A 21201-nucleotide genomic window follows, 5' to 3' on the forward strand; every position below is an offset into this window, starting at 1 on the left:
GGAAAAGCCGGAATGTCGTACCCCTCGGTGGTGTGGGTGGCCGTGTCTTCTCCTCCCCCCCCCTCCCCCCCACCCCCCCCCCCCCCCCCCCCTCCCCCCCCCCCCCCCCCCCCCGGCCCGGCCGCGCGGTTTCCGCGTCCCGCCGCAGGGGGCCGTGATCAGTGCAGGCCGCCCACCACCTGCCCCAGCACCGGGATGCTCCCGATCGACGGCGCCTGCGCCACCGGCCCCGTCAGGGCCGTCGACTTGACGGCCTGGAAGTCGGCGAGCTGGGTGCCCACGCCGTTGTCGAGCGGGTCGACGCCCGTGCCGGCGAGCGGGTTGGGCTTGAGGCCGGCGACCGGGCCGGTGACGTAGCCGACGGTGCCGGTCAGCGCCTGGAGGCCGGACTGGGGGTCCACCGACCCGAGCGAGGTGGGGCGGGTGCGCAGCACGTCGACGACGGGAGCGGCACCGTCCGCGGCGGCGGCCGTACCGGCGCCCGCGCCGAGCGCGACGCCCGCGGTCGTGACGGCGAGCAACGCCCGCCGGGCGAGGGGGGACTGGGGGGCCGAGTGTCGAGCCATCAGCGTGGTCACTTTCTACTGCGGAAAGTAAGCATGGAGGCACACACGGTAGTTGAGGTGTGATGTGCGCTCCAAGGGCGACCCGCCGACTCGGCGGGAGCCGCGCGATGCCTCACACTGGACTCTCGTGAGTTCGCATCCCCCGATACCGACCCGGGTCGTCCTGCTGTCCGGTCCGTCCGGCTCAGGCAAATCCCTCCTCGCCGCCCGCTCCGGCCTGCCCGTGCTGCGGCTCGACGACTTCTACAAGGAGGGTGACGACCCGACGCTGCCGCTGGTGGCGGGCAGCACGGACATCGACTGGGACCATCCGCTGTCCTGGGACGCGGACGCCGCGGTCGCCGCGATCGAGGAGCTGTGCCGCACGGGCCGGACGACCGTCCCGGCGTACGACATCTCGCTCAGCGCGCGCACCGGCTGGGAGACCCTGGGCATCGAGCGCACGCCGCTGTTCATCGCGGAGGGCATCTTCGCCGCGGAGATCGTGGGGCGCTGCCGCGAACTCGGCGTCCTCGCGGACGCGCTGTGCCTGACCCGGGGCCCGGTGACGACGTTCCGCCGCCGCTTCCTGCGCGATCTGAAGGAGGGCCGCAAGTCGGTGCCCTTCCTGCTGCGGCGCGGCTGGCGGCTGATGCGTCTGGAGCGGTCGATCGTGGCCCGGCAGTCGGAGCTGGGCGCCCACGCCTGCGACAAGGACGAGGCACTCGGGCGGCTGGCGTCGGCCGCCGCGGGCCGCCGCGCGCAGGCGCCGGCCTAGAGATCGCGGGCGACGAACGGAACACGGGGAACGACAAAGCGGGACTGGACGGACCCCCCGGCCCTCCAGTCCCGCTTCCCCCGTTGTCCCCCGTCGTGACCCCGTGTCCCCCGTGGTCCCGTCGGTTCCCCCCGGTTGTCGCGGCGGCGCTCCCCCGCGCCACCGCGATCTCCCCCGGATCCCCCGTGATCCCCTTTACTTCCCCCCGCTTACCTTGCTCCCCCCAGACCTTCAGGCGACAAGCTCCCCGAAGGACTCCTCCTCGTCACGGCCGAAGCTGAGGACCTCGTCCTCGCGCAGGCGGCGCAGGGACCGCCAGATGCTGGACTTCACCGTGCCGACACTGATGTCGAGGATCTCCGCGATCTCCGGGTCGGTGCGGCCCTCGTAGTAACGAAGGACCAGCATCGTCCGCTGGAGTTCGGGGAGCCGGGCGAGCGCCTGCCACAGGACGGCGCGCAGTTCGGTGCCGCGCATCGCGTCCGTGTCGCCGGCGGTCTCCGGCAGCTCCTCGGTCGGGTACTCGTTCAGCTTGCGGCGGCGCCACGCGCTGATGTGCAGATTGGTCATGGTGCGGCGGAGGTAGCCCCCGACCGCGGCCTTGTCACTGATCCGGTCCCACGCCCTGTACGTCGAGAAGAGGGCGCTCTGGAGGAGGTCCTCGGCCTCGAAGCGGTCACCGGTCAGGTGGTAGGCGGTTGCGTACAGGGAGGCACGACGCTCCTGGACGTAGGCGGTGAACTCCGCCTCCGACACAGAACGGCGCTCCCCCGTGCCGTCCCCGTACGCGGCCCCCGTTCCCCCGTGGGCCACCCCCGTGGTGCTTCCCCCCACATGTGCGTCAACCACCGACATGAACGTGGTGTGCTGACGCCCGGTGCCGCGAGCGCACCCCCGCCCTCCCCCACGCTCGAATCCGCTCGCGCGGGAGGGACCCCCTTCGGCACCGGACTTCTCCGTGTTCCGGATGACGTCGTGGAGACGCGTGACAACTGCGCCAGTGCTGTTGCTGTGCAGCGTGTTCATCTCGCGCCCCCCGTCGTGGAGTTCCGGTCTCTCGCCCCGCTTCGGCGCCTCGCCGCCGCGGTGCTTCTTGCTCGTGCCGAAAAGATTGCCCGGCCACCTTCATGGCCGTGTCCGCCGACTGTCACAGACCTGTCACAGGGGCCGGCCCCGGGGAAGACAACGGCGCGATCACACAGAAGAGTCGTACGGCTACGCGAAAGGCACGATCGTGTGCGGGTGTCGCGTGGGAGCGCTTCAACGGTCGATTCATGGCCATGCCATGGGCCAGAATGAGCCCGTGCCTTCCCTGTTGCTGATCGAGGACGACGACGCCATCCGCACGGCCCTGGAGCTCTCACTGACGCGCCAGGGGCACCGTGTCGCCACCGCCGCCACCGGCGAGGATGGTCTCAAGCTGCTGCGCGAACAGCGGCCGGATCTGATCGTTTTGGACGTGATGCTGCCCGGCATCGACGGCTTCGAGGTGTGCCGTCGCATCCGGCGCACCGACCAGCTGCCGATCATCCTGCTGACCGCCCGCAGCGACGACATCGACGTCGTGGTGGGTCTGGAGTCCGGTGCGGACGACTACGTCGTCAAGCCCGTGCAGGGGCGGGTGCTGGACGCCCGGATCCGCGCGGTGCTGCGGCGCGGTGAGCGCGAGGCCAACGACGCGGCGACGTTCGGCAACCTCGTCATCGACCGCGCGGCCATGACCGTGACGAAGAACGGCGAGGACCTCCAGCTGACGCCGACCGAGCTGCGGCTGCTGCTGGAGCTGAGCAGGCGCCCCGGACAGGCCCTGTCCCGGCAGCAGTTGCTGCGCCTCGTGTGGGAGCACGACTACCTGGGCGACTCCCGGCTGGTCGACGCGTGCGTCCAGCGGCTGCGCGCGAAGGTCGAGGACGTGCCGTCGTCTCCGACCCTGATCCGTACGGTCCGTGGTGTGGGCTACCGGCTGGACGTTCCTCAGTGACGAAGGCTCGAGGGGGGATCCGCGGCTGGTCCGCGACGCGTACGAAAGTCCAGTCACGTATCCGTTTCACCAGTCTGCGGCTGCGCCTGGTGGTGGTCTTCGGGCTGGTGGCGCTCACGGCCGCCGTGTCCGCGTCCGGCATCGCGTACTGGCTCAACCGGGAGGCCGTGCAGAGCCGTGCGCAGGACGCGGCGCTCAATGACTTCGAGCGTGAGCTGCAGAGCCATGTGAGCACCCTGCGCCCCCACCCCACCCAGGACCAACTGCGGGTCGCGGCACGGAAGATGGCCGACGGCGGTGAGCGCTTCGGCGTACTGCTCATCGACGAGGACGCCACCGGCAGGACCGTGTCGGGCTCCTCGACCGACAACGCGCTGAACGGCTTCACCCTGGACGACGTGCCCGTGTCCCTGCGGAAGGCCGTCAACAAGCGGCAGAAGATCACCTCCGGCAACCAGCACCCGTACCACGTGTACTGGCAGCGGGTCATCGACGGCGACACCCCGTATCTCGTGGGCGGCGCGAAGATGATCGGCGGCGGCCCGACCGCCTACATGCGCAAGTCGCTGGAGAAGGAGGCGGAGGACCTCAACTCGCTGGCCTGGTCGCTGGGGATCGCGACGGCGCTGTCGCTGATCGGCTCGGCGCTGCTCGCGCAGGCCGCCGCGACGACCGTGCTGAAGCCGGTGCAGCGCCTCGGGGTGGCCGCCCGGCGGCTCGGCGAGGGCAAGCTCGACACCCGGCTGCGCGTCTCCGGCACCGACGAACTGGCCGACCTCTCCCGGACGTTCAACCTCGCGGCGGAGTCCCTGGAGAAGAAGGTCGACGACATGAGCGCCCGCGAGGAGGCGTCCCGCCGCTTCGTCGCCGACATGTCGCACGAGCTGCGTACGCCGTTGACGGCGATCACCGCCGTCACGGAGGTGCTGGAGGAGGAGCTGGACGCGGAGACCGGCAGCGTCGACCCGATGATCGAGCCCGCCGTACGGCTCGTGGTGAGCGAGACCCGGCGCCTGAACGACCTGGTCGAGAACCTGATGGAAGTCACCCGCTTCGACGCGGGCACGGCCCGGCTGGTCCTCGACGACGTGGACATCGCCGACCAGATCACCGCCTGCATCGACGCCCGCGCCTGGCTGGACGCGGTGGAACTGGACGCCGAGCGCGGCATCATGGCCAACCTCGACCCGCGCCGCCTGGACGTGATCCTCGCCAACCTCATCGGCAACGCCCTCAAGCACGGCGGTTCGCCGGTCCGGGTCTCGGTGCGCCTGGAGGGCGAGGACCTGCTGATCGAGGTGCAGGACCACGGCCCCGGCATCCCCGAGGACGTCCTTCCGCACGTGTTCGACCGCTTCTACAAGGCGAGCGCCTCCCGGCCGCGCTCCGAGGGCAGCGGCCTCGGCCTGTCCATCGCCCTGGAGAACGCCCACATCCACGGCGGCGGGATCACGGCCGCCAACTCCCCCAAGGGCGGCGCGGTCTTCACCCTCCGCCTGCCCCGGGACGCCGCCCCGCTGATCGCGGGGGAACGCGACGGGGACCAGGGCGACACCGGCACGGAGGACACCGAGGGGGACGGGCAGTGACGATACGAGAGGTGCCGACGAGAGACGCTCGGGTACGACGGACGCGGACGCGGGAGCCACGGGGGCGGGCCGCGCGGGTGCGGGGCGTGCGGATCCTCGCGGCGGGCGGCGTGCTCACGGGACTGCTGACGGGCTGCGGGATCCGGGCCACCCAGGTGCCGACGGACTTCGGTCCGGCGCCCTCCATGGTGCCCTGCGAGTCGTCGGTGACGGACATCGCGACGCAGGCCAACCCGTCCGGGACGCCCGTCGAGGTGTTCCTGCTCTGCTCCGGGGCGCTCGTCCGGGTCGACCGTTCGGTGCGGGTCGCCGACGGCACGGACGAGGCGAAACGGCGCGTGGTGGTTGCCCAGGGCCTCCTGGACGCCCTGGGCGAGCCGCCGTCGGGTGTGGAGGACGAGGCCGGCTACCGGACGGCCGTGCCGTCCGGCATCACGGTGACCGGCCCTCGCCCGGACGACCCGGACGACGCCCTGCGGCTGTCCACCGCCCCCGACGCCCTGCCCAAGTACGCGCTCGCGCAGATCGTGTGCACCTTCGCGGACACGGCGGCGACCGGCGACAACGGCTCGGTCGTCCTGGGCAGCACCAGCGCCGACGCGCTGCGCAGGTACGAGTGCACCGCGGACGTCCAGTCCGATCCGGGGGCGGGGATACCGCCCTCCACGGAGGTCGCGGCCTCCTGAGGTCGGCCGCCGCCCCGGACCGCCGGAAAAATCGAGCGGAACCGATCGCGCCGGAGGGCGCGTCTTGGGGGGCGTGCAGCGTCAAGGTACGAGCGGCGGTAGTGCCGCGGTCCGTGTTCGTGCGGCGGGGGGTGTCCTCCTCGCCGCACATCTCGCGGTCGTTGCCTGGATCACGCTGCGTCCGCTGGACGTCACCTGGGTGAGTCCGACCAACATGCGGCCCTTCGCGGGGATCAGAGCGGATCTGGCGCTGGGCTGGCCGGAGGCGGCCCTGCGGATCGGCGAGGGGCTCGCGCTGCTGGCACCGCTCGGTGTGCTGCTGCCCCTGGTGCACGGCAGGCTGTCGGTGTCGCCGGTCGCCTCGCTGGCCCGGTCGGTCGCGGCCGGGGCCCTGCTGTCGCTGGCCATCGAGCTGTTGCAGACCGGTGTGCCGGGCCAGGTCGTGGACATCGACTCGATCCTGCTGAACGCGGTGGGTGTGGGCCTCGCCCACCTCGCCGTCGTCCCGGCGGCCAGGGCGGCGCTCCGCCGCAGGGCGGAGACCGGGGTCGGGACGGGCCGCCGCCGGGAGGAGCACTCTCAGGGTCGGACCCCGACGATTCCCAGGGTCGGAATGGTTCCGTAGAGTGACGCTTCGTCCGCTTCGTCACCGTAGCGTGGTTGGTGTGGAAAACAGAGCGGCGGCCATCAGGAGGCCCCGTCCCCACCGTCGGCCCGCGGCCGACGCCCTACGCTGACGAAGGAGCCCCCCATGAGCCGCCTTGCCCGCCCCACGGACGACCGGATGATCGGCGGAGTGTGCGCAGCGCTGGCCCGGCGCTTCGGCACCTCCGCGACCACGATGCGTGTGCTGTTCCTCGTGTCGTGTCTGCTTCCGGGCCCGCAGTTCCTGCTCTACATAGCCCTGTGGATCCTCTTCCCGTCCGAGGGGAAGGCCCGCACGGCGTGGTGACGCGTATCCGCTGACACGCCCATGGGGCGCACCCTGGCGAGGGTGCGCCCCATGGGCGTACAGAGTGGAGCGGTCCGCTCAGGCGCCGCCGAGGGGCAGGCCGTTCACGCCGAGACCTTTGGTGGGCAGCGCCTTGCCGACGGGGAGACCGCCCAGCAGCCCGCCGACGGGGGCGGCCGGCCCCTCGGCGAGGACGTTGGCGACGGCGGGCTGCGCCGACTCCAGCCCGGCGCCGAGCGCCCGCTGCCCCTGGGTGACGGCCCCGGCGGTACCCGGCAGCGCCTTCGACACGTTCTCCACCGGCAGCGACTGGGTGACGGTGCCCACGGCCTGGGAGGCGTCGGGAGCGGCCGGCACACTCGGGGCGGCGTTCGCGGCGCCCGCGCCCGCAGCGGCGATGGCGGCACCGAGGGCGGCGACACCGAGGGTCTTGGCAGCAGACTGCTTCATGTTGAATGCGTCCTTGGAATGCGTTTGACGGGTGGTGAGCGGTGCCGAAACGTAAACACCAAAGTCCCGCCGGAGGCAAACATCGACAAGCGGCCGCGTCACCCTTCGCGCGGTCGCTCCCGGAAGTGATTGATCGAGGTTATTCGTCGACAGAACCGCTGGTGGAGGCCGTTTGACGGAACAGCCATTCGGATTTCAACTCGGCATAGCCGGGCTTGATCACGTCATTGATCATGGCCAGTCGTTCATCGAAAGGAATGAATGCTGACTTCATAGCATTGACCGAGAACCACTGCATGTCGTCGAGCGTGTAACCGAAAGCCTCGACCAGGTACTCGAATTCACGGCTCATGCTGGTGTGGGACATCAGCCGGTTGTCGGTGTTGACCGTGGCGCGGAAGTGCAGCCGCCGCAGCAGTCCGATGGGGTGCTCGGCGTAGGAACGGGCGGCGCCCGTCTGGAGGTTGGAGCTCGGGCACAGCTCCAGCGGGATGCGCTTGTCGCGGACGTAGGAGGCGAGACGGCCGAGCTTCACCGAGCCGTCCTCGTGGACCTGGATGTCGTCGATGATGCGCACGCCGTGGCCGAGCCGGTCGGCGCCGCACCACTGCAACGCCTGCCAGATGGAGGGCAGGCCGAACGCCTCCCCGGCGTGGATGGTGAAGTGGTTGTTCTCCCGCTTGAGGTACTCGAAGGCGTCGAGGTGCCGGGTGGGCGGGTAGCCGGCCTCCGCGCCGGCGATGTCGAAGCCGACGACGCCCAGGTCGCGGTAGCGGTTGGCGAGTTCGGCGATCTCCAGGGCACGGGCGGCGTGCCGCATGGCGGTGAGCAGGGCGCCCACACGGATGCGGTGCCCGGCCTCCCTGGCCCGGCGCTCGCCCTCGCGGAAGCCCTCGTTGACGGCCTCGACGACCTCTTCCAGGCTGAGGCCGCCGTCGAGGTGCTGCTCGGGGGCGTAGCGGACCTCGGCGTAGACGACACCGTCCTCGGCGAGGTCCTGCGCGCACTCGGCGGCGACCCGGAAGAGCGCGTCACGGGTCTGCATGACGCCGACGGTGTGGGAGAAGGTCTCCAAGTACCGCTCCAGGGAACCGGAGTCGGCGGCCTCGCGGAACCAGACCCCGAGCCGGTCGGGGTCGGTCTCCGGAAGCCGGGGGGTGTAGCCGGAGGCTTCGGCGAGTTCGATGACGGTGCCGGGGCGGAGCCCGCCGTCGAGATGGTCGTGCAGCAGAACCTTGGGCGCCCGGCGGATCTGGTCCGAGTCCGGGGTGGTTCCGGTCCGGTCAGTCTGGTTCGTCATTTTCGCACCATATCGCCTACGCGCGTAGAGCACCTGTCGGGCAGTGCCGTCGATACCCAACGGTGACCCGCAGGACGGGTGGCGTACACCATCTCTTCTGACACTGTTCTGTCATGGCGCAGCAAGCAATGCCGGTACGAACGCCCCGACTTGGGCGGACGTTCGGTCCGGAGCCCAGCACGGTCGGCGCGGTGGTCCTGCTCCTCCCGGCCGGCGACGAGGCATCCACCCGCAGACCCTCCCCCATGGTCGCCACCGCCTCCGTACGCGCCCTCGGCCGCCGGCTGGTCCGCGCGGGGCGCGAGGAGGGCCTGGCGGCCCATGTCGTGCACTACCGCCACCGCGGCTGGAACGGTACGGAGGCACGGCTCGCGCGGGACGCCGAGTGGGCCGCGGACGAGGTGGTCCGGCGCTACGGGGACGTGCCGGTGTGCCTGGTGGGGCTGCACATGGGGGCGCGGGCCGCGCTGCACGCCGGGGGGCACGACGCCGTCAACTCCGTGCTGGCGATCGCTCCCTGGCTGCCCGAGGAGGACGTTGCCGCGCCGCCCGAACCGGTGAAACAGCTCGCGGGGCGGCGGGTGCTGATCGTGCACGGCACGAACGACGAGCGGGTCGACCCGGAGCTGTCGTTCCGGTTCGCCGCGCGCGCGAAGAAGACCAACCCCGACATCTGCCGGTTCGAGGTGCACGCGGACCGGCACGGGCTGACGCAGTACCGCGACGAGGTGCACGCGCTCGCCTCGGACTTCGTGATGGGGGTGCTGTTCGGGCGGACGTTCTCGCGGCCGGTGGAGGACGCGCTCGCCGCGCCGCCGCCGCTGGGGCTGCGGATGCCCCTCGCCTCCGGGTTCGGGTCGGTGCGCTCCCGGTGGGGCGGCTGAAGGGTCCGTTCCCGCGCGCGATCAGTCGGGCGTGATCAGGCGCGGCTGATCAGGCGCGGGTGATCAGGCCCGTGATCAGTCGTCGAGGAGGCGGCCCTTCCTCGACAGCAGGAACTTCTTGAAGGCCGCCACCGGGGGTGTGTCCGGGTGTCCGGCCAGCCAGGCGACGCCGATCTCCCGGGCCGCTCGGGGCGCGGTGACCGTCAGCTCCACGACGCCCGGCCTCGGGACGGCCGGCGGGGGCAGCAGGGCCACCCCCAGTCCGGCGGCGACGAGCCCGCGCAGCGTCTCGGCCTCCTCGCCCTCGAAGGCGATACGGGGCTTGAAGCCCGCCTGGCTGCAAAGGTCGTCGGTGATGCGGCGCATGCCGTAGCCGGGTTCGAGGGTGACGAACGTTTCGTCGGCTGCCTCGGCGAGGCGGACGCGTTTACGGGCGGCGAGGCGGTGGTCGGCGGGGACGACGAGGCGGAGCTTCTGCTCGTCGAGGCGGCGGGCGACGAGGTCGGGGGCGTCCGGGACGGGCGAGGTGAGGCAGAGGTCGAGTTCGCCCGCGCGCAGCCGTTCGATCATGGCCTCGCCGTAGTTCTGGACGAGGCTGAAGCGGACGCGGGGGTGCTCGGCGCGGAACGCCTGGAGCAGGCCGGGGACGGTCTCGGCGCCCATGGTGTGCAGGAATCCGAAGGCGACCTTGCCGGTGGCCGGGTCGGCGTCGGCGCGGACCTCGTCGGCGGCGCGCTCGATCTCGGCGAGGGCGCGTTCGACGGAGGCGTGGAAGGTGCGCCCGGCGTGGGTGAGGGAGACCGTGCGGCCGCGGCGGGCGAACAGGTCGACGCCGAGGTCCTGTTCGAGCCGGACCATGGCCCGCGACAGGGTCGACTGCGGGACCTGCATCTCCTGCGCGGCCCGGGTGACGTGCTCGGTGCGGGCGACACCGGCGAAGTAGGCGAGGCGGGGCGCGAGCCGCAGGACGACGTCCTCGATGTCTTCTGTGTCACCGGACGGTGACAGCCGCGGCTCTGACCTCTGCTGATGCATCACAGGAACGATTATGGGGGTTCCATGCATTGGACGGATGAGAAACGGCGTACGTAGCTTCGAGGCATGCCTTCCGCCAGTACCGAGGCGTCCACCAAGGTGGGCGCCGGATCAGTCAGCACCCCCGTCGACACCCGCGTGGCGCCGGGAGGTCCCGGCTACCGCCGGATGAGCCTGGCGCTGTTCCTCGCGGGGGTCGCCACCTTCGCCCTCCTGTACTCCACGCAGGCCCTGCTGCCGCTGATCTCCACCGGCTTCGGGGGCACCGCGAGCGCGGCCAGCTGGACGGTCTCGGCGGCGACCGGCGCGCTGGCGCTGTTCGTGCTGCCGATGAGCGCGCTGTCGGAGCGGTTCGGGCGGCGCGCGGTGATGACGGGGTCGCTGGCGGTCGCGGTCGGGGTCGCGCTGCTGATCCCCTTCGCGCCCTCGCTGGCCGCGCTGGTGGTGCTGCGCGCGGTGCAGGGCGCCGCGCTGGCCGGTGTGCCGGCCTCCGCGACCGCCTATCTCGCCGAGGAGGTCCGGCCCAGGGCCCTCGTCACCGCGATCGGCCTCTTCGTCGCCGGCAACAGCGTCGGCGGCATGAGCGGGCGGATCGTGACCGGCTGGGTCGCGCAGGAGTGGGGCTGGCGGGTCGCGCTCGGTGTGCTCGGCCTGATCGCGGTGGGGTGCGCGGTGGCCTTCCGGCTGCTGCTGCCCGCGCCGAGGCACTTCGTGGCGGGCTCTCCGCGGCCGGCGGTGCTGGCCCGTACGGTCCGCGCGCACCTCGGTGACCCGCTGCTGCGGCGGCTGTACGCCATCGGCGCGCTCTTCATGACCGTCTTCGGCGCCGTCTACACCGTCATCGGCTACCGGCTGACCGAGGCCCCGTTCTCGCTGCCGCAGGGTGTCATCGGCTCGATCTTCCTGGTGTACCTGGTCGGCACGGTGTCCGCCTCGACCGCCGGGAAGCTGGTCGCGCGGCTGGGGCGGCGGGGTGCGCTGTACCTCGCGGGCGGTACGACGACCGCCGGTCTGCTGGTCTCGCTGTCCGGGTCGCTGCCGCTGGTGCTGATCGGGCTGGTGCTGATCACCGCCGGGTTCTTCGCCGGGCACGCGGTGGCGTCGTCGGCGGTCAGCCACACGGCGAAGGAGGGGCGGGCGCAGGCGTCCGCGCTGTACCAGTCGGCGTATTACGTGGGGTCCAGCGCGGGCAGCACGCTCGGCGCGATGGCGTTCCACGCGGGCGGCTGGGCCGGGACCGTGTCCATGGGCCTGCTGGCCGTGCTGGGGGTCGTGGCGATCACCGTGGTGGGGTCGCGCGCCGCTCGCGCGCAGCGGAGGCTCGCCACCGTCTGACGCCCCCTCCACCCCGTTCCACCACAGCCCGCTGACCTGGCCCTTCGTCCGCTCCGGGAGCCATTGTCAGTGGGCTGCGGTAGCTTCCGGAGTGTTGGCACGCACTGGTGCGTGTGACGGAAAGAGCCACAGGGGTGGGTTGGCCATGAGTGACGGTACGGCGACGGTGACGGCGGATCTGGACGTCCGGCTGGAGAAGCACCGGGTCGAGCTGACCGGGTACTGCTACCGGATGCTCGGCTCGTCCTTCGAGGCGGAGGACGCCGTGCAGGACACGATGATCCGCGCCTGGCGCAGCTACGAGAAGTTCGAGGGCAGGTCCTCCCTGCGGTCCTGGCTGTACCGCATCGCGACGAACGTCTGCCTGGACATGCTGACCGCGGGGAACAAGCGGGCCCGGCCCATGGATCTCACCGAATCCACCCCCCTCGCCCAGGCCGCCCTCGCCCCCCGCCCCGACAACACCTGGCTGGAGCCCGTCCCCGACGCCCGGGTGCTGCCGACGACCGCCGACCCGGCGGAGGCGGCGGTGGCCAAGGAGTCGGTGCGGCTGGCGTTCGTCGCCGCCCTGCAGAAGCTGCCCGCCAAGCAGCGCGCCGTGCTCATCCTGCGCGAGGTGCTGGCCTGGAAGGCGAGCGAGGTCGCCGAGTTGCTGGACACCTCGGTCGCCTCGGTGAACAGCGCGCTCCAGCGGGCCCGCGCGACCCTCGGCGAGGGCCGGGCGGCCGAGGGCGATGTGTCCGACCCGCTCGACGAGGAGCAGCAGAAGCTGCTGGAGCGCTATGTCGCCGCCTTCGAGGGGTACGACATGACGGCGCTGACGGCCCTGCTGCACGAGGACGCGGTGATGACGATGCCGCCGTTCGACCTGTGGCTCACCGGCACCGGCGACATCACCGGGTTCATGACCACGCTGGGCGCCGCCTGCGCCGGCTCGCACCTGGTGCCCGTCGCGGTGAACGGCCTGCCGGGCTTCGCGCAGTACAAGCCCGACGAGGAGAAGGGCGGCTTCACCGCGTGGGCCGTGCAGGTGCTGGAGATATCAGAGGGCCGGATCGCCGGGTTCCACTGCTTCCTGGACACCGCCCGCTGGTTCCCCCTCTTCGACCTGCCGCTCCACATCGAGGGCAAGTCCGACCAGGCGCAGTAGCGCGCACAGCGCCGGGTCGGGGTCCCGCAGCCGTATACGGCCCCCGGCCCGCTTCGCGGCGAGCTGCAACCGGGCCAGGACGTCGACCGCTCCCAGCCCGGGCGGCCCGATCCCGGCGACGTCGCACACCACGACACCGCCTGCCCGGTCGGCCTCCAGTCGCGCGCGCACCTCGGCACAGAGCCGGGGCACCTCGTCCCGGGTGACGGGGCCTGGCAGCACGAGTACGGCGGGTGTCGTCGCATCCACGATGGGTAGACCGGACCGGCCCCCAAAACTCATCGCGGACGCGACGACAGCGGCGTCGGCCGTGGCGGGCAGCCCGCTCAGGCGATGCGGTCCAGCACGATCGGGTTCGGGGTGAACGGCGTGCCCGCGGCGGCGATGTCGTACGAGCCCTCGACGGCCTCCAGCGCGTAGGAGAAGCGCTCGGGGGTGTCCGTGTGCAGGGTGAGCAGCGGCTGGCCCTCGGTGACGGTGTCGCCGGGCTTGGCGTGCATCTCGACGCCCGCGGCGGCCTGGACCGGGTCCTCCTTGCGGGCGCGGCCGGCGCCGAGACGCCAGGCGGCGATGCCGATGTCGTAGGCGTCGAGGCGGGTCAGGACGCCCGACGAGGGCGCCTTGACGATGTGCTGCTCGCGGGAGGTGGGCAGCACCGCGTCGGGGTCGCCGCCCTGGGCCGCGATCATGCGGCGCCAGGCATCCATGGCGGAGCCGTCGGCCAGCGCCTTCGCCGGGTCGGCGTCCTTCACGCCGGCCGCGTCGAGCATCTCGCGGGCCAGGGCGATCGTCAGCTCGACGACGTCCGCCGGGCCGCCGCCCGCGAGGACCTCGACCGACTCGCGGACCTCCAGCGCGTTGCCGGCGGTCAGACCCAGCGGGGTGGACATGTCCGTCAGGAGCGCCACGGTCTTCACACCGTGGTCCGTGCCCAGGCCGACCATCGTGGAGGCCAGCTCACGGGCGTCCTCGATGGTCTTCATGAAGGCGCCGCTGCCGACCTTCACATCGAGGACGAGCGAGCCGGTGCCCTCCGCGATCTTCTTCGACATGATCGAGGACGCGATGAGCGGGATGGCCTCGACGGTGCCCGTGACATCGCGGAGCGCGTACAGCTTCTTGTCGGCGGGGGCCAGGCCGTCGCCCGCCGCGCAGATCACCGCGCCCACGCTGTCCAGCACGGACAGCATCTCCTCGTTGGAGAGGAGGGCGCGCCAGCCGGGGATGGACTCCAGCTTGTCCAGGGTGCCGCCGGTGTGGCCGAGGCCGCGGCCCGAGAGCTGGGGGACGGCCGCGCCGCAGGCCGCGACCAGGGGCGCCAGCGGGAGGGTGATCTTGTCGCCGACACCGCCCGTGGAGTGCTTGTCGGCGGTCGGCAGGGACAGGGAGGAGAAGTCCATGCGCTCGCCGGAGGCGATCATCGCGGCCGTCCAGCGGGCGATCTCACGGCGGTTCATGCCGTTGAGCAGGATCGCCATGTTCAGGGCGGCCATCTGGTAGTCGGCGACCTCCCCGCGGGTGTACGCGTCGATGACCCAGTCGATCTGCTCGTCGCTCAGCTCGCCGCGGTCCCGCTTGGTGCGGATCACGGAGATGGCGTCCATCGACAGCACAGTCATGGCTTTCCTTTCGAAGGTTCCGAAAGCGACCCGGTGAGGATCGGAAAGGGAGCGGCCCCTCCGACCGGTCGTCAGGAGGGGCCGCACGGGAGTTACTTGGTGAGATGGTCCGGGCCGAAGGCCTGGGGCAGCATCTGTGAGAGGGGGAGGATCCCGCCGGGGGTCTCCAGCAGCAGGTCGGGCCCGCCGAACTCGTACAGCAGCTGCCGGCAGCGGCCGCACGGGACGAGGACCTCGCCCTTGCCGTCCACGCAGGTGAAGTGCGTGAGGCGGCCACCGCCGCTGTTCTGCAGCTCCGAGACGAGACCGCACTCCGCGCACAGTCCGAGCCCGTAGGAGGCGTTCTCGACGTTGCAGCCCGAGACGATCCGGCCGTCGTCGACGAGGGCCGCCACGCCGACCGGGTAGCCGGAGTACGGGGCGTACGCCCGGGACATGGCGTCCCGGGCCACCGTACGCAGCTTCTCCCAGTCGACGGCGGTCACTTGCCCTGTCCCTTCCGGTACGGCAGGCCGTCCGCCTTCGGCATCCGCAGCCGCTGCGCGGAGAGCGCGAGGACGATCAGCGTGATGACGTACGGGGTGGCGGCGACGACCTGGTTCGGGACCTCGTTGGTGGTGGCGTACCAGGTGAACACCAGGGCGCCGATGACGGCGGTGATCAGGGCCGGGACGAACTTCTTGCGGACGGCCAGCCAGATCGCGCCGATGAACAGCAGCAGCGCGCCGAGCAGCAGCAGGGCGTGGACGTTCTCCGAGCCGCCGCGCAGGTTGAGGCTGTCGGTGTAGCCGAACAGGCCGGCGCCGAGGGCGAGGCCGCCCGGCATCCAGTTGCCGAAGATCATCGCGGCGAGGCCGATGAAGCCGCGGCCGCTGGTCTGGCCCTCCAGGTAGAAGGGGTTGGCGACGATGGAGAGGAAGGCTCCGCCGAGGCCGGCCAGACCGCCGGAGATGATCACGGCGATGTACTTGTACTTGTAGACGTTGACACCGAGGGACTCGGCGGCGATCGGGTTCTCACCGCAGGAGCGCAGCCGCAGGCCGAAGGCGCTGCGCCACAGGATCCACCAGGTGGCGGGGACCAGCGCGACGGCGACGAGGGTCAGCCACGAGACGTTGGTGACCAGACCGCCGAGCAGGCCGGCGAGGTCCGAGATGAAGAACCAGCCCTTGGAGTTGAGTTCCGTCAGCGCGTCCGACAGTCCGGGGATGGTGAAGTCGCCGATGGACTCGACCGGCGGGGACTGCTTGGCGGAACCGCCCTGGTGGCCCTCGAAGGCCAGCGGGGCGAGGTAGCGGGTGGCGCCGAGGGCCAGGATGTTGATGGCCACACCGGAGACGATGTGGTTCACGTTGAAGGTGACGGTGACGAAGGCGTGCAGCAGGCCGCCGACCGCGCCGCCGGCGATGCCGACGAGGACACCGGTCCACGGGCCGTACTGGAAGCCGGCCCAGGCACCGAACCAGGTGCCGAGGATCATCATGCCCTCGAGGCCGATGTTGACCACGCCCGAGCGCTCGGCCCACAGACCGCCGAGACCGGCCAGGCCGATCGGGACGGCCAGCTCCAGCGCGGTGGACATCTGGCTGACGTTGGTGATGCCGTTCGCGCCGGTGATGATGCGAACGATCGAGGTGAGTGCCAGAACGCCGGAGATGACCAGCAGCAGCACGGGCAGCGACATCTTGCGCCCGGTCCGGGCGGTGGGCTCCAGCGAGGGCTGGTTGAGGTCGGTCGCGGTGGTGCTCGTGGTCATCGGCCAGCCACCTCCTTCTTGACGTTGTTGTCCGCGCCGAGGACGTTCCCGGCGGCGAGCTCGGCGCCGACGCGGCGCTGCTGGCGACGCAGGCCCCACTCACGGACGGTCTCGTAGGAGACGACGACCGAGAGCACGATCAGGCCCTGCATGATGACCGCGATCTCCTTGTCGTAGCCGTGGAAGTCCAGCTCCGGCGACGCCTTGTCGAGCCAGGCCCACAGCAGGGACGCGAAGGCGATGCCGACCGGGCTGTTGCGGCCCAGCAGGGCGATGCCGATGCCGAGGAAGCCGATGCCCGTGGGGAAGTTGAGGCTGTAGGTGTGCGTGTCGCCGAGCAGGATCGGCAGACCCGCGAGGCCGGCGACACCGCCGGAGATCAGCATGGCGGTGAGGATCATCCGCTTGGGGTCGACACCGCTGGCCGCGGCGGCCGTCTCCGAGGCGCCGGAGGCGCGCAGGTCGAAGCCGAAGCGGGTGCGGTTGATGACGACCCAGTAGCCGACGCCGAGCGCGACGGCGAGGAGGACCAGGCCGTAGATCTCGCCGGCGGCGCCCATGTCGATGCCGGGCACCCAGCCGGACTCGGCCATCTCACCGGTGGTGTTGTTGTTGCCGACCTTGACGCCGAAGACGTTCGGCAGCCAGAGGTAGCCGATGATGGAGGTCGCGATCGCGTTGAGCATGATCGACGCGACGACCTCACTGACGCCGCGGGTGACCTTGAGGACACCGACGATGCCGGCCCAGAAGGCGCCGGTGAAGATCGCCGTCAGCATCAGCAGCGGGATCTGGATGGCCGCCGGCAGGTCCATGTGGGCGCCGACGATCGCCGTCATCATGGCGCCGAGCAGGTACTGGCCGTCGACACCGATGTTGAACAGGTTCATGCGGAAGCCGATGGCCACCGCGAGAGCCGCGATGTAGTACAGCGACGCCTGGTTGATGATCCGGACCTGGATGTCCGAGAACGACGCCTGCTCGAACATGATCGTGAACGGCTCGACCGGGTTCTTGCCGGACGCGAGCAGCACGATCGCGGTCAGCACGAAGGCGACGGCGAGCGCGAGGACCGGCCCGGCCACCGCGAGGAGCACCCGCTCCTTGTCGAACTTCTTCATCAGCGGGCCTCGCCTTCCGGAGACTCGGGGGCCTTGCCCGGCGTCTCGGGGGTCTCTTCGTGTTCGAGGTGGCCGGTGACGGCACCGGTCATGGCGGAGCCGAGCTCCTCTGGGGTGATGGTGGCCGGGTCGGCGTCCGCGACCAGCTTGCCGTTGTAGATCACCCGGAGGGTGTCGGACAGGCCGATCAGCTCGTCGAGGTCGGCGGAGATCAGCAGCACGGCCAGGCCCTCGCGGCGGGCCTCCCGGATCTGGTCCCAGATCTGGGCCTGCGCGCCGACGTCCACACCGCGGGTGGGGTGGGCGGCGATCAGGAAGCGCGGCTTGTGGCTCATCTCGCGGCCGACGATCAGCTTCTGCTGGTTGCCGCCGGACAGGGAGGCGGCGGTGACGTCGATGCCGGGGGTGCGGACGTCGTACTCGGCGACGATCCGGCGCGTGTCCTCCTGGGCGGCCTTCGGGTCGAGCCAGACGCCCTTGGCGTTGGGCCGCTCGGTCACATGGCCGAGGATACGGTTCTCCCAGAGGGGGGCCTCCAGGAGCAGACCGTGCCGGTGGCGATCCTCGGGGATGTAGCCGACGCCCTGCTCACGGCGCTTGCGGGTGGGCCACGCGGTGATCTCGTCGTCGGCGAGCCGGATCGTGCCGGAGTCGGCGGCCTTCAGACCGATCAGCGCGTCGACCAGCTCGGTCTGGCCGTTGCCCTCGACACCGGCGAGGCCGAGGACCTCGCCCGCGTGGATGGTGAAGCTGATGTCGTCCAGGAGGGCCTTGCCGCCCGGCGCCATCAGACGGAGCTTGTCGACGCTGAGTACGGGGCGGTCGGTGACCGTGGACTCGGCGGTCTCCGGGGTGGGCAGCTCACTGCCGACCATCAGCTCGGCGAGCTGGCGCGGAGTGGTCTCGGCGGGGACGGCCGTACCGACGGTCGTGCCGCGCCGGATGACGGTGATCTCGTCGGCGACGGACAGCACCTCGCCCAGCTTGTGGGAGATGAAGATGACCGACAGGCCCTGCGCCTTGAGCTCGCGCAGGTTGGCGAAGAGCGCCTCGACCTCCTGCGGCACCAGCACGGCGGTGGGCTCGTCCAGGATCAGGGTGCGGGCGCCGCGGTAGAGGACCTTGAGGATCTCCACGCGCTGGCGCTCGGCGACGCCCAGCTCCTCCACGAGGACGTCGGGGCGGACCCCGAAGCCGTACCGGTCGGAGATCTCCTTGATCGTGCGGCGGGCCTTGGCGCCGATGCCGTAGAGCTTCTCGCTGCCGAGGACCACGTTCTCCAGAACGGTGAGGTTGTCGGCCAGCATGAAGTGCTGGTGCACCATGCCGATGCCGCGCGCGATGGCGTCGGCGGGGGACGAGAAGGTGACCTGCCGTCCGTCGACCGCGATCGTGCCCTCGTCCGGCTTCTGCATGCCGTAGAGGATCTTCATCAGGGTCGACTTGCCGGCGCCGTTCTCCCCGACGAGGGCGTGGACGGTGCCCTTGCGGACGGTGAGGTGGATGTCGTGGTTGGCCACCACGCCGGGGAATCGCTTGGTGATCCCGGCGAGTTCGACGGCGGTCTCCTGACCGTTGACCGCCGCGTCGGCCGGAGGGCTGCTGGACGCGTTGATGGCGCACTCTCCTGGGAAAGGGGGTCGTCTACGCGCGTAGCGCCCCTACGGCATCGAAAGGGGCGACGCCCGAGACAACGGGGTACAGGGAGGCAGACTCCCCGTACCCCGTTGAGCGGACGTAACCCCGCGGTTACCAGCGGCTCCGGGGAGGTGCGGGCCGGATGTACGGCTCCCGCACGGCCGCACGTCCCCGGGGTCGCGTGTCTGCTCGAGGTCCTGCTGGCTCAGCTGGTCTTGACCTTGATCTCGCCGCTGATGATCTTCTCCTTGGCCGTCTCGATGGCCTCCTGGAGCTTGGTGTCGTCCTTGAAGGTGGGGTTCGAGGCGGCGAGGCCGACCTCACCGCTCTTCAGATCGCCCCTGACGATACCGGTCTCGGGCTTGCCGTCCTCGACCGACTTCGCCAGGTTGTACACCGCCTTGGCGACGTCCTTCATCGCCGAGGTCAGGATCGCGTCCTTGTACTTCGCGAGGGCTTCCTGCTGGTACTGGTCGGAGTCGACGCCGATCGCCCACACCTTGTTGGCGGCGGCGGCCTCGATCACGCCCTGACCGGACAGACCGGCCGCCGCGTACACGACGTCGGCCTTCTTCTCGATCTGGCCCTCGGCGGCCGACTTGCCCTTGTCGGGGCTGGAGAAGCCGCCCTCCTCGGCCGTCTGGGTGAGGTACTGGGTGAGCACCTTGGCCTTGGGGTTGGTGTCCTTGACGCCCTGCTCGAAGCCGGCCTGGAACTTGTGGATCAGCGGGATGTCCACGCCGCCCACGAAGCCGACCACGTTCGTCTTGGTGCTCTTGGCGGCCGCGACGCCCGCGAGGTACGACGCCTGCTCCTCGGAGAAGACCAGGTCGGCCACGTTCTTCAGCTGGACGGTGGAGTCGTCCACGATGCCGAAGGTGGTGTCCGGGTACTGCTCGGCGGCCTCCTTCACGGCGGTCGCGTACGCGTAGCCGACGCCGATGACCGGGTTGTAGCCCTGCTTGGCCAGGGAGACCAGGCGCTGCTCCTTGTCGGCGTCCGTCTCGCCCTCGGTGGGCTCGATGTCCTGGGTCTGGTACCCGAACTCCTTCTTCGCCTGCTCCAGGCCTGCGTACGCGGCGTCGTTGAAGGACTGGTCGCCCTTGCCGCCGACGTCGTACGCGATCGCGAGGCCCTTGTCGCCGCCCTTCGAGTCGGAGGAGGACGACGCCTCCGTCGAGGTGCCGCCACAGGCGGAGAGGGCGAGGGCGAGGGAGGCGGTCGCTGCGCCTGCGACCGCGATGCGGGAAACCCGGCGCATGTTCTGGTGCTCCTAGTCGTACAAGCGCCGGAGGGTACTGCTCAGTGGTGCTTCACAGCGTCGGCGCTGGCTTTCGCCGAGGGTAACGCGCGTAGACCCTGGCGGGAAAGCCCCGGTTGCCCGGTTGTTATGGGGCCGTGTCGGAAGGGGGTGCGGGGGTTGGCGCGGGGGGTGGGGGGTGGTTTGGGTGGGGTTGGCGCGCGGGGGTCTGTTGTGGCTGGTCGCGCGGTTACGGGCGGCCGGGAAGGGGTGGCCGGCGCGGGCGGTGGGGGGTGGGTGCGGTGGGGTGGCGGGTGCGGGTTCGTTGCGCTGGTCGCGCAGTTCCCCGCGGCTCGGAGAGGGGCCGGCGCGGACGGTGGGGGGTGGTTTCGGTGGGGTGGCGGGTGCGGGTTCGTTGGGGCTGGTCGCGCAGTTCCCCGCGGCTCGGAGAGGGGCCGGCGCGGACGGTGGGGGGTGGATGCGGTGGGGCGCGGGTGCGGGTTCGTTGGGGCTGGTCGCGCAGTTCCCCGCGCCCCTGGCGGGGGTGCTCTGGGGCGGTGAGGGGAAGGGGGACTTGCCCGGGGCGAGTGGGTGGCGGGGTGTGGTGCATTTTTCGCCATCGGGGGGCGGGGCTGCCGGGAGGGAGGTTTTTCGCGTCGCACCGCATGGGGCCGTGAGCACCCCTGTTGAGGGCGCCGGGCGCATCGCCTCTCGGGGCGTCAGGCGTCCCGACAGGGCCGCGGCCGGCGTCCCGTCAGAGGCGGTGGCCGACCGTCCGGGGCGCGGCCGACGTCCCGGCAGAGGCGGTGGCCGGCGTCCCAGCAGGGGCGGTAACCGACCCCGTCCGGGGCGCGGCCGACGTCCCGGCAGAGGCGGTGGCCGGCGTCCCAGCAGGGGCGGTAACCGACCCCGTCCGGGGCGCGGCCGACGTCCCGGCAGAGGCGGTGGCCGGCGTCCCAGCAGGGGCGGTAACCGACCCCGTCAGGGGCGCGGCCGACGTCCCGGCAGAGGCGGTGGCCGGCGTCCCAGCAGGGGCGGTAACCGACCCCGTCCGGGGCGCGGCCGACGTCCCGGCAGAGGCGGCGGCCGACGTCCCGGCAGGGGCGGCAACCGACCCCGTCCGGGGCGCGGCCGACGTCCCG

The 21201-nt window shown here is 71.4% G+C and carries 22 protein-coding genes; 9 read left to right on the forward strand and 13 right to left on the reverse strand.

All coding sequences use genetic code 11. The annotated features are described in order from the left end of the window. Nucleotides 1-158 precede the first annotated feature (158 nt). Nucleotides 159-566 carry a hypothetical protein gene (locus ACZ4Z2_RS35575; protein WP_468081757.1) on the reverse strand — a complete coding sequence of 136 codons (408 nt, stop codon included), beginning with the start codon at nt 564-566 and terminating at the stop codon, nt 159-161. A 127-nt stretch (nt 567-693) separates the two neighbouring features. On the opposite strand from ACZ4Z2_RS35575, the gene ACZ4Z2_RS35580 reads away from it, so the two are divergent. Further along, entirely contained in the window at nt 694-1323 is a 630-nt protein-coding gene (locus tag ACZ4Z2_RS35580) for a uridine kinase family protein (protein ID WP_468081759.1), read from the forward strand. A gap of 231 nt (nt 1324-1554) precedes the next feature. Here ACZ4Z2_RS35580 and ACZ4Z2_RS35585 read toward each other — a convergent pair whose 3' ends face one another. Beyond that, entirely contained in the window at nt 1555-2349 is a 795-nt protein-coding gene (locus ACZ4Z2_RS35585) for a SigE family RNA polymerase sigma factor (protein ID WP_468081760.1), read from the reverse strand. A 277-nt stretch (nt 2350-2626) separates the two neighbouring features. On the opposite strand from ACZ4Z2_RS35585, the gene afsQ1 reads away from it, so the two are divergent. The 5 genes from afsQ1 to ACZ4Z2_RS35610 all read left to right on the forward strand — a co-directional run bounded on the left by afsQ1 (nt 2627) and on the right by ACZ4Z2_RS35610 (nt 6531). Then, complete coding sequence (gene afsQ1 / locus ACZ4Z2_RS35590) at nt 2627-3304, forward strand: two-component system response regulator AfsQ1 (RefSeq protein ID WP_201452638.1); 678 nt, start codon at nt 2627-2629, stop codon at nt 3302-3304. Next, on the forward strand, nt 3202-4893 hold the full coding sequence (locus ACZ4Z2_RS35595; RefSeq protein ID WP_468081762.1) for a sensor histidine kinase: 1692 nt from the start codon (nt 3202-3204) through the stop codon (nt 4891-4893). The genes afsQ1 and ACZ4Z2_RS35595 overlap by 103 nt, the downstream gene beginning before the upstream one ends. 86 nt (nt 4894-4979) lie before the next feature. Then, a complete protein-coding gene (locus ACZ4Z2_RS35600) occupies nt 4980-5579 on the forward strand; it encodes a hypothetical protein (RefSeq protein WP_468081764.1) in 600 nt (199 codons plus the stop codon). Between the two features lie 73 nt (nt 5580-5652). Further along, nucleotides 5653-6204, forward strand: coding sequence for a VanZ family protein (locus ACZ4Z2_RS35605; RefSeq protein WP_468081765.1), 552 nt, complete (start codon nt 5653-5655; stop codon nt 6202-6204). Nucleotides 6205-6330: 126 nt separating this feature from the next. After that, the gene (locus tag ACZ4Z2_RS35610; protein WP_468081766.1) at nt 6331-6531 is read left to right on the forward strand and encodes a PspC domain-containing protein; all 201 of its coding nucleotides are present in this window, start codon (nt 6331-6333) and stop codon (nt 6529-6531) included. Between the two features lie 78 nt (nt 6532-6609). On the opposite strand, the gene ACZ4Z2_RS35615 is transcribed toward ACZ4Z2_RS35610, so the two are convergent. After that, nucleotides 6610-6981 (reverse strand): ATP-binding protein, encoded by a 372-nt coding sequence (locus tag ACZ4Z2_RS35615; protein ID WP_468081768.1) that lies wholly within the window; start codon nt 6979-6981, stop codon nt 6610-6612. A gap of 139 nt (nt 6982-7120) precedes the next feature. Beyond that, nucleotides 7121-8281 (reverse strand): adenosine deaminase, encoded by a 1161-nt coding sequence (locus ACZ4Z2_RS35620; RefSeq protein WP_468081769.1) that lies wholly within the window; start codon nt 8279-8281, stop codon nt 7121-7123. Between the two features lie 113 nt (nt 8282-8394). Between ACZ4Z2_RS35620 and ACZ4Z2_RS35625 the strand changes: the two genes are divergently transcribed. After that, a complete protein-coding gene (locus tag ACZ4Z2_RS35625) occupies nt 8395-9165 on the forward strand; it encodes a prolyl oligopeptidase family serine peptidase (RefSeq protein ID WP_468081771.1) in 771 nt (256 codons plus the stop codon). Nucleotides 9166-9240: 75 nt separating this feature from the next. On the opposite strand, the gene ACZ4Z2_RS35630 is transcribed toward ACZ4Z2_RS35625, so the two are convergent. After that, nucleotides 9241-10203 carry a LysR family transcriptional regulator gene (locus ACZ4Z2_RS35630; RefSeq protein ID WP_468081772.1) on the reverse strand — a complete coding sequence of 321 codons (963 nt, stop codon included), beginning with the start codon at nt 10201-10203 and terminating at the stop codon, nt 9241-9243. Nucleotides 10204-10266: 63 nt separating this feature from the next. Between ACZ4Z2_RS35630 and ACZ4Z2_RS35635 the strand changes: the two genes are divergently transcribed. Then, nucleotides 10267-11535 (forward strand): MFS transporter, encoded by a 1269-nt coding sequence (locus ACZ4Z2_RS35635; RefSeq protein ID WP_468081773.1) that lies wholly within the window; start codon nt 10267-10269, stop codon nt 11533-11535. Nucleotides 11536-11680: 145 nt separating this feature from the next. After that, nucleotides 11681-12685 carry a sigma-70 family RNA polymerase sigma factor gene (locus tag ACZ4Z2_RS35640; RefSeq protein ID WP_468081775.1) on the forward strand — a complete coding sequence of 335 codons (1005 nt, stop codon included), beginning with the start codon at nt 11681-11683 and terminating at the stop codon, nt 12683-12685. On the opposite strand, the gene ACZ4Z2_RS35645 is transcribed toward ACZ4Z2_RS35640, so the two are convergent. The 8 genes from ACZ4Z2_RS35645 to ACZ4Z2_RS35680 all read right to left on the reverse strand — a co-directional run. Then, nucleotides 12578-12967, reverse strand: coding sequence for an STAS domain-containing protein (locus tag ACZ4Z2_RS35645; protein WP_468081776.1), 390 nt, complete (start codon nt 12965-12967; stop codon nt 12578-12580). The two genes, ACZ4Z2_RS35640 and ACZ4Z2_RS35645, sit on opposite strands and share 108 nt — an antisense overlap. Before the next feature lie 44 nt (nt 12968-13011). Further along, a complete protein-coding gene (locus ACZ4Z2_RS35650) occupies nt 13012-14295 on the reverse strand; it encodes a thymidine phosphorylase (protein WP_468081790.1) in 1284 nt (427 codons plus the stop codon). 101 nt (nt 14296-14396) lie between these two features. Continuing rightward, a complete protein-coding gene (locus tag ACZ4Z2_RS35655; protein WP_468081778.1) occupies nt 14397-14789 on the reverse strand; it encodes a cytidine deaminase in 393 nt (130 codons plus the stop codon). Further along, complete coding sequence (locus ACZ4Z2_RS35660) at nt 14786-16060, reverse strand: ABC transporter permease (protein ID WP_468081780.1); 1275 nt, start codon at nt 16058-16060, stop codon at nt 14786-14788. Before ACZ4Z2_RS35660 ends, ACZ4Z2_RS35655 begins: the two co-directional genes overlap by 4 nt. After that, complete coding sequence (locus ACZ4Z2_RS35665; protein ID WP_468081781.1) at nt 16057-17181, reverse strand: ABC transporter permease; 1125 nt, start codon at nt 17179-17181, stop codon at nt 16057-16059. Before ACZ4Z2_RS35665 ends, ACZ4Z2_RS35660 begins: the two co-directional genes overlap by 4 nt. After that, on the reverse strand, nt 17181-18797 hold the full coding sequence (locus tag ACZ4Z2_RS35670) for an ABC transporter ATP-binding protein (protein WP_468081791.1): 1617 nt from the start codon (nt 18795-18797) through the stop codon (nt 17181-17183). Before ACZ4Z2_RS35670 ends, ACZ4Z2_RS35665 begins: the two co-directional genes overlap by 1 nt. Before the next feature lie 227 nt (nt 18798-19024). Further along, nucleotides 19025-20080, reverse strand: a complete 1056-nt coding sequence (locus ACZ4Z2_RS35675) for a BMP family lipoprotein (RefSeq protein ID WP_468081783.1) — start codon at nt 20078-20080, stop codon at nt 19025-19027. Nucleotides 20081-20778: 698 nt separating this feature from the next. Then, the coding region (locus ACZ4Z2_RS35680) for a hypothetical protein (protein ID WP_468081785.1) at nt 20779-21201 on the reverse strand (423 nt) is incomplete at its 5' end.

Source organism: Streptomyces sp. NPDC030183 (assembly GCF_055573455.1).

Coding starts and splice junctions, on each gene's coding strand:
- ACZ4Z2_RS35575 (WP_468081757.1), bottom strand. CDS start 566: ATGGCTCGACACTCGGCCCCCCAGTCCCCCCTCGCCCGGCGGGCGTTG.
- ACZ4Z2_RS35585 (WP_468081760.1), bottom strand. CDS start 2,349: ATGAACACGCTGCACAGCAACAGCACTGGCGCAGTTGTCACGCGTCTC.
- ACZ4Z2_RS35610 (WP_468081766.1), top strand. CDS start 6,331: ATGAGCCGCCTTGCCCGCCCCACGGACGACCGGATGATCGGCGGAGTG.
- ACZ4Z2_RS35615 (WP_468081768.1), bottom strand. CDS start 6,981: ATGAAGCAGTCTGCTGCCAAGACCCTCGGTGTCGCCGCCCTCGGTGCC.
- ACZ4Z2_RS35620 (WP_468081769.1), bottom strand. CDS start 8,281: ATGACGAACCAGACTGACCGGACCGGAACCACCCCGGACTCGGACCAG.
- ACZ4Z2_RS35625 (WP_468081771.1), top strand. CDS start 8,395: ATGGCGCAGCAAGCAATGCCGGTACGAACGCCCCGACTTGGGCGGACG.
- ACZ4Z2_RS35635 (WP_468081773.1), top strand. CDS start 10,267: ATGCCTTCCGCCAGTACCGAGGCGTCCACCAAGGTGGGCGCCGGATCA.
- ACZ4Z2_RS35640 (WP_468081775.1), top strand. CDS start 11,681: ATGAGTGACGGTACGGCGACGGTGACGGCGGATCTGGACGTCCGGCTG.
- ACZ4Z2_RS35645 (WP_468081776.1), bottom strand. CDS start 12,967: ATGAGTTTTGGGGGCCGGTCCGGTCTACCCATCGTGGATGCGACGACA.
- ACZ4Z2_RS35660 (WP_468081780.1), bottom strand. CDS start 16,060: ATGACCACGAGCACCACCGCGACCGACCTCAACCAGCCCTCGCTGGAG.
- ACZ4Z2_RS35665 (WP_468081781.1), bottom strand. CDS start 17,181: ATGAAGAAGTTCGACAAGGAGCGGGTGCTCCTCGCGGTGGCCGGGCCG.
- ACZ4Z2_RS35675 (WP_468081783.1), bottom strand. CDS start 20,080: ATGCGCCGGGTTTCCCGCATCGCGGTCGCAGGCGCAGCGACCGCCTCC.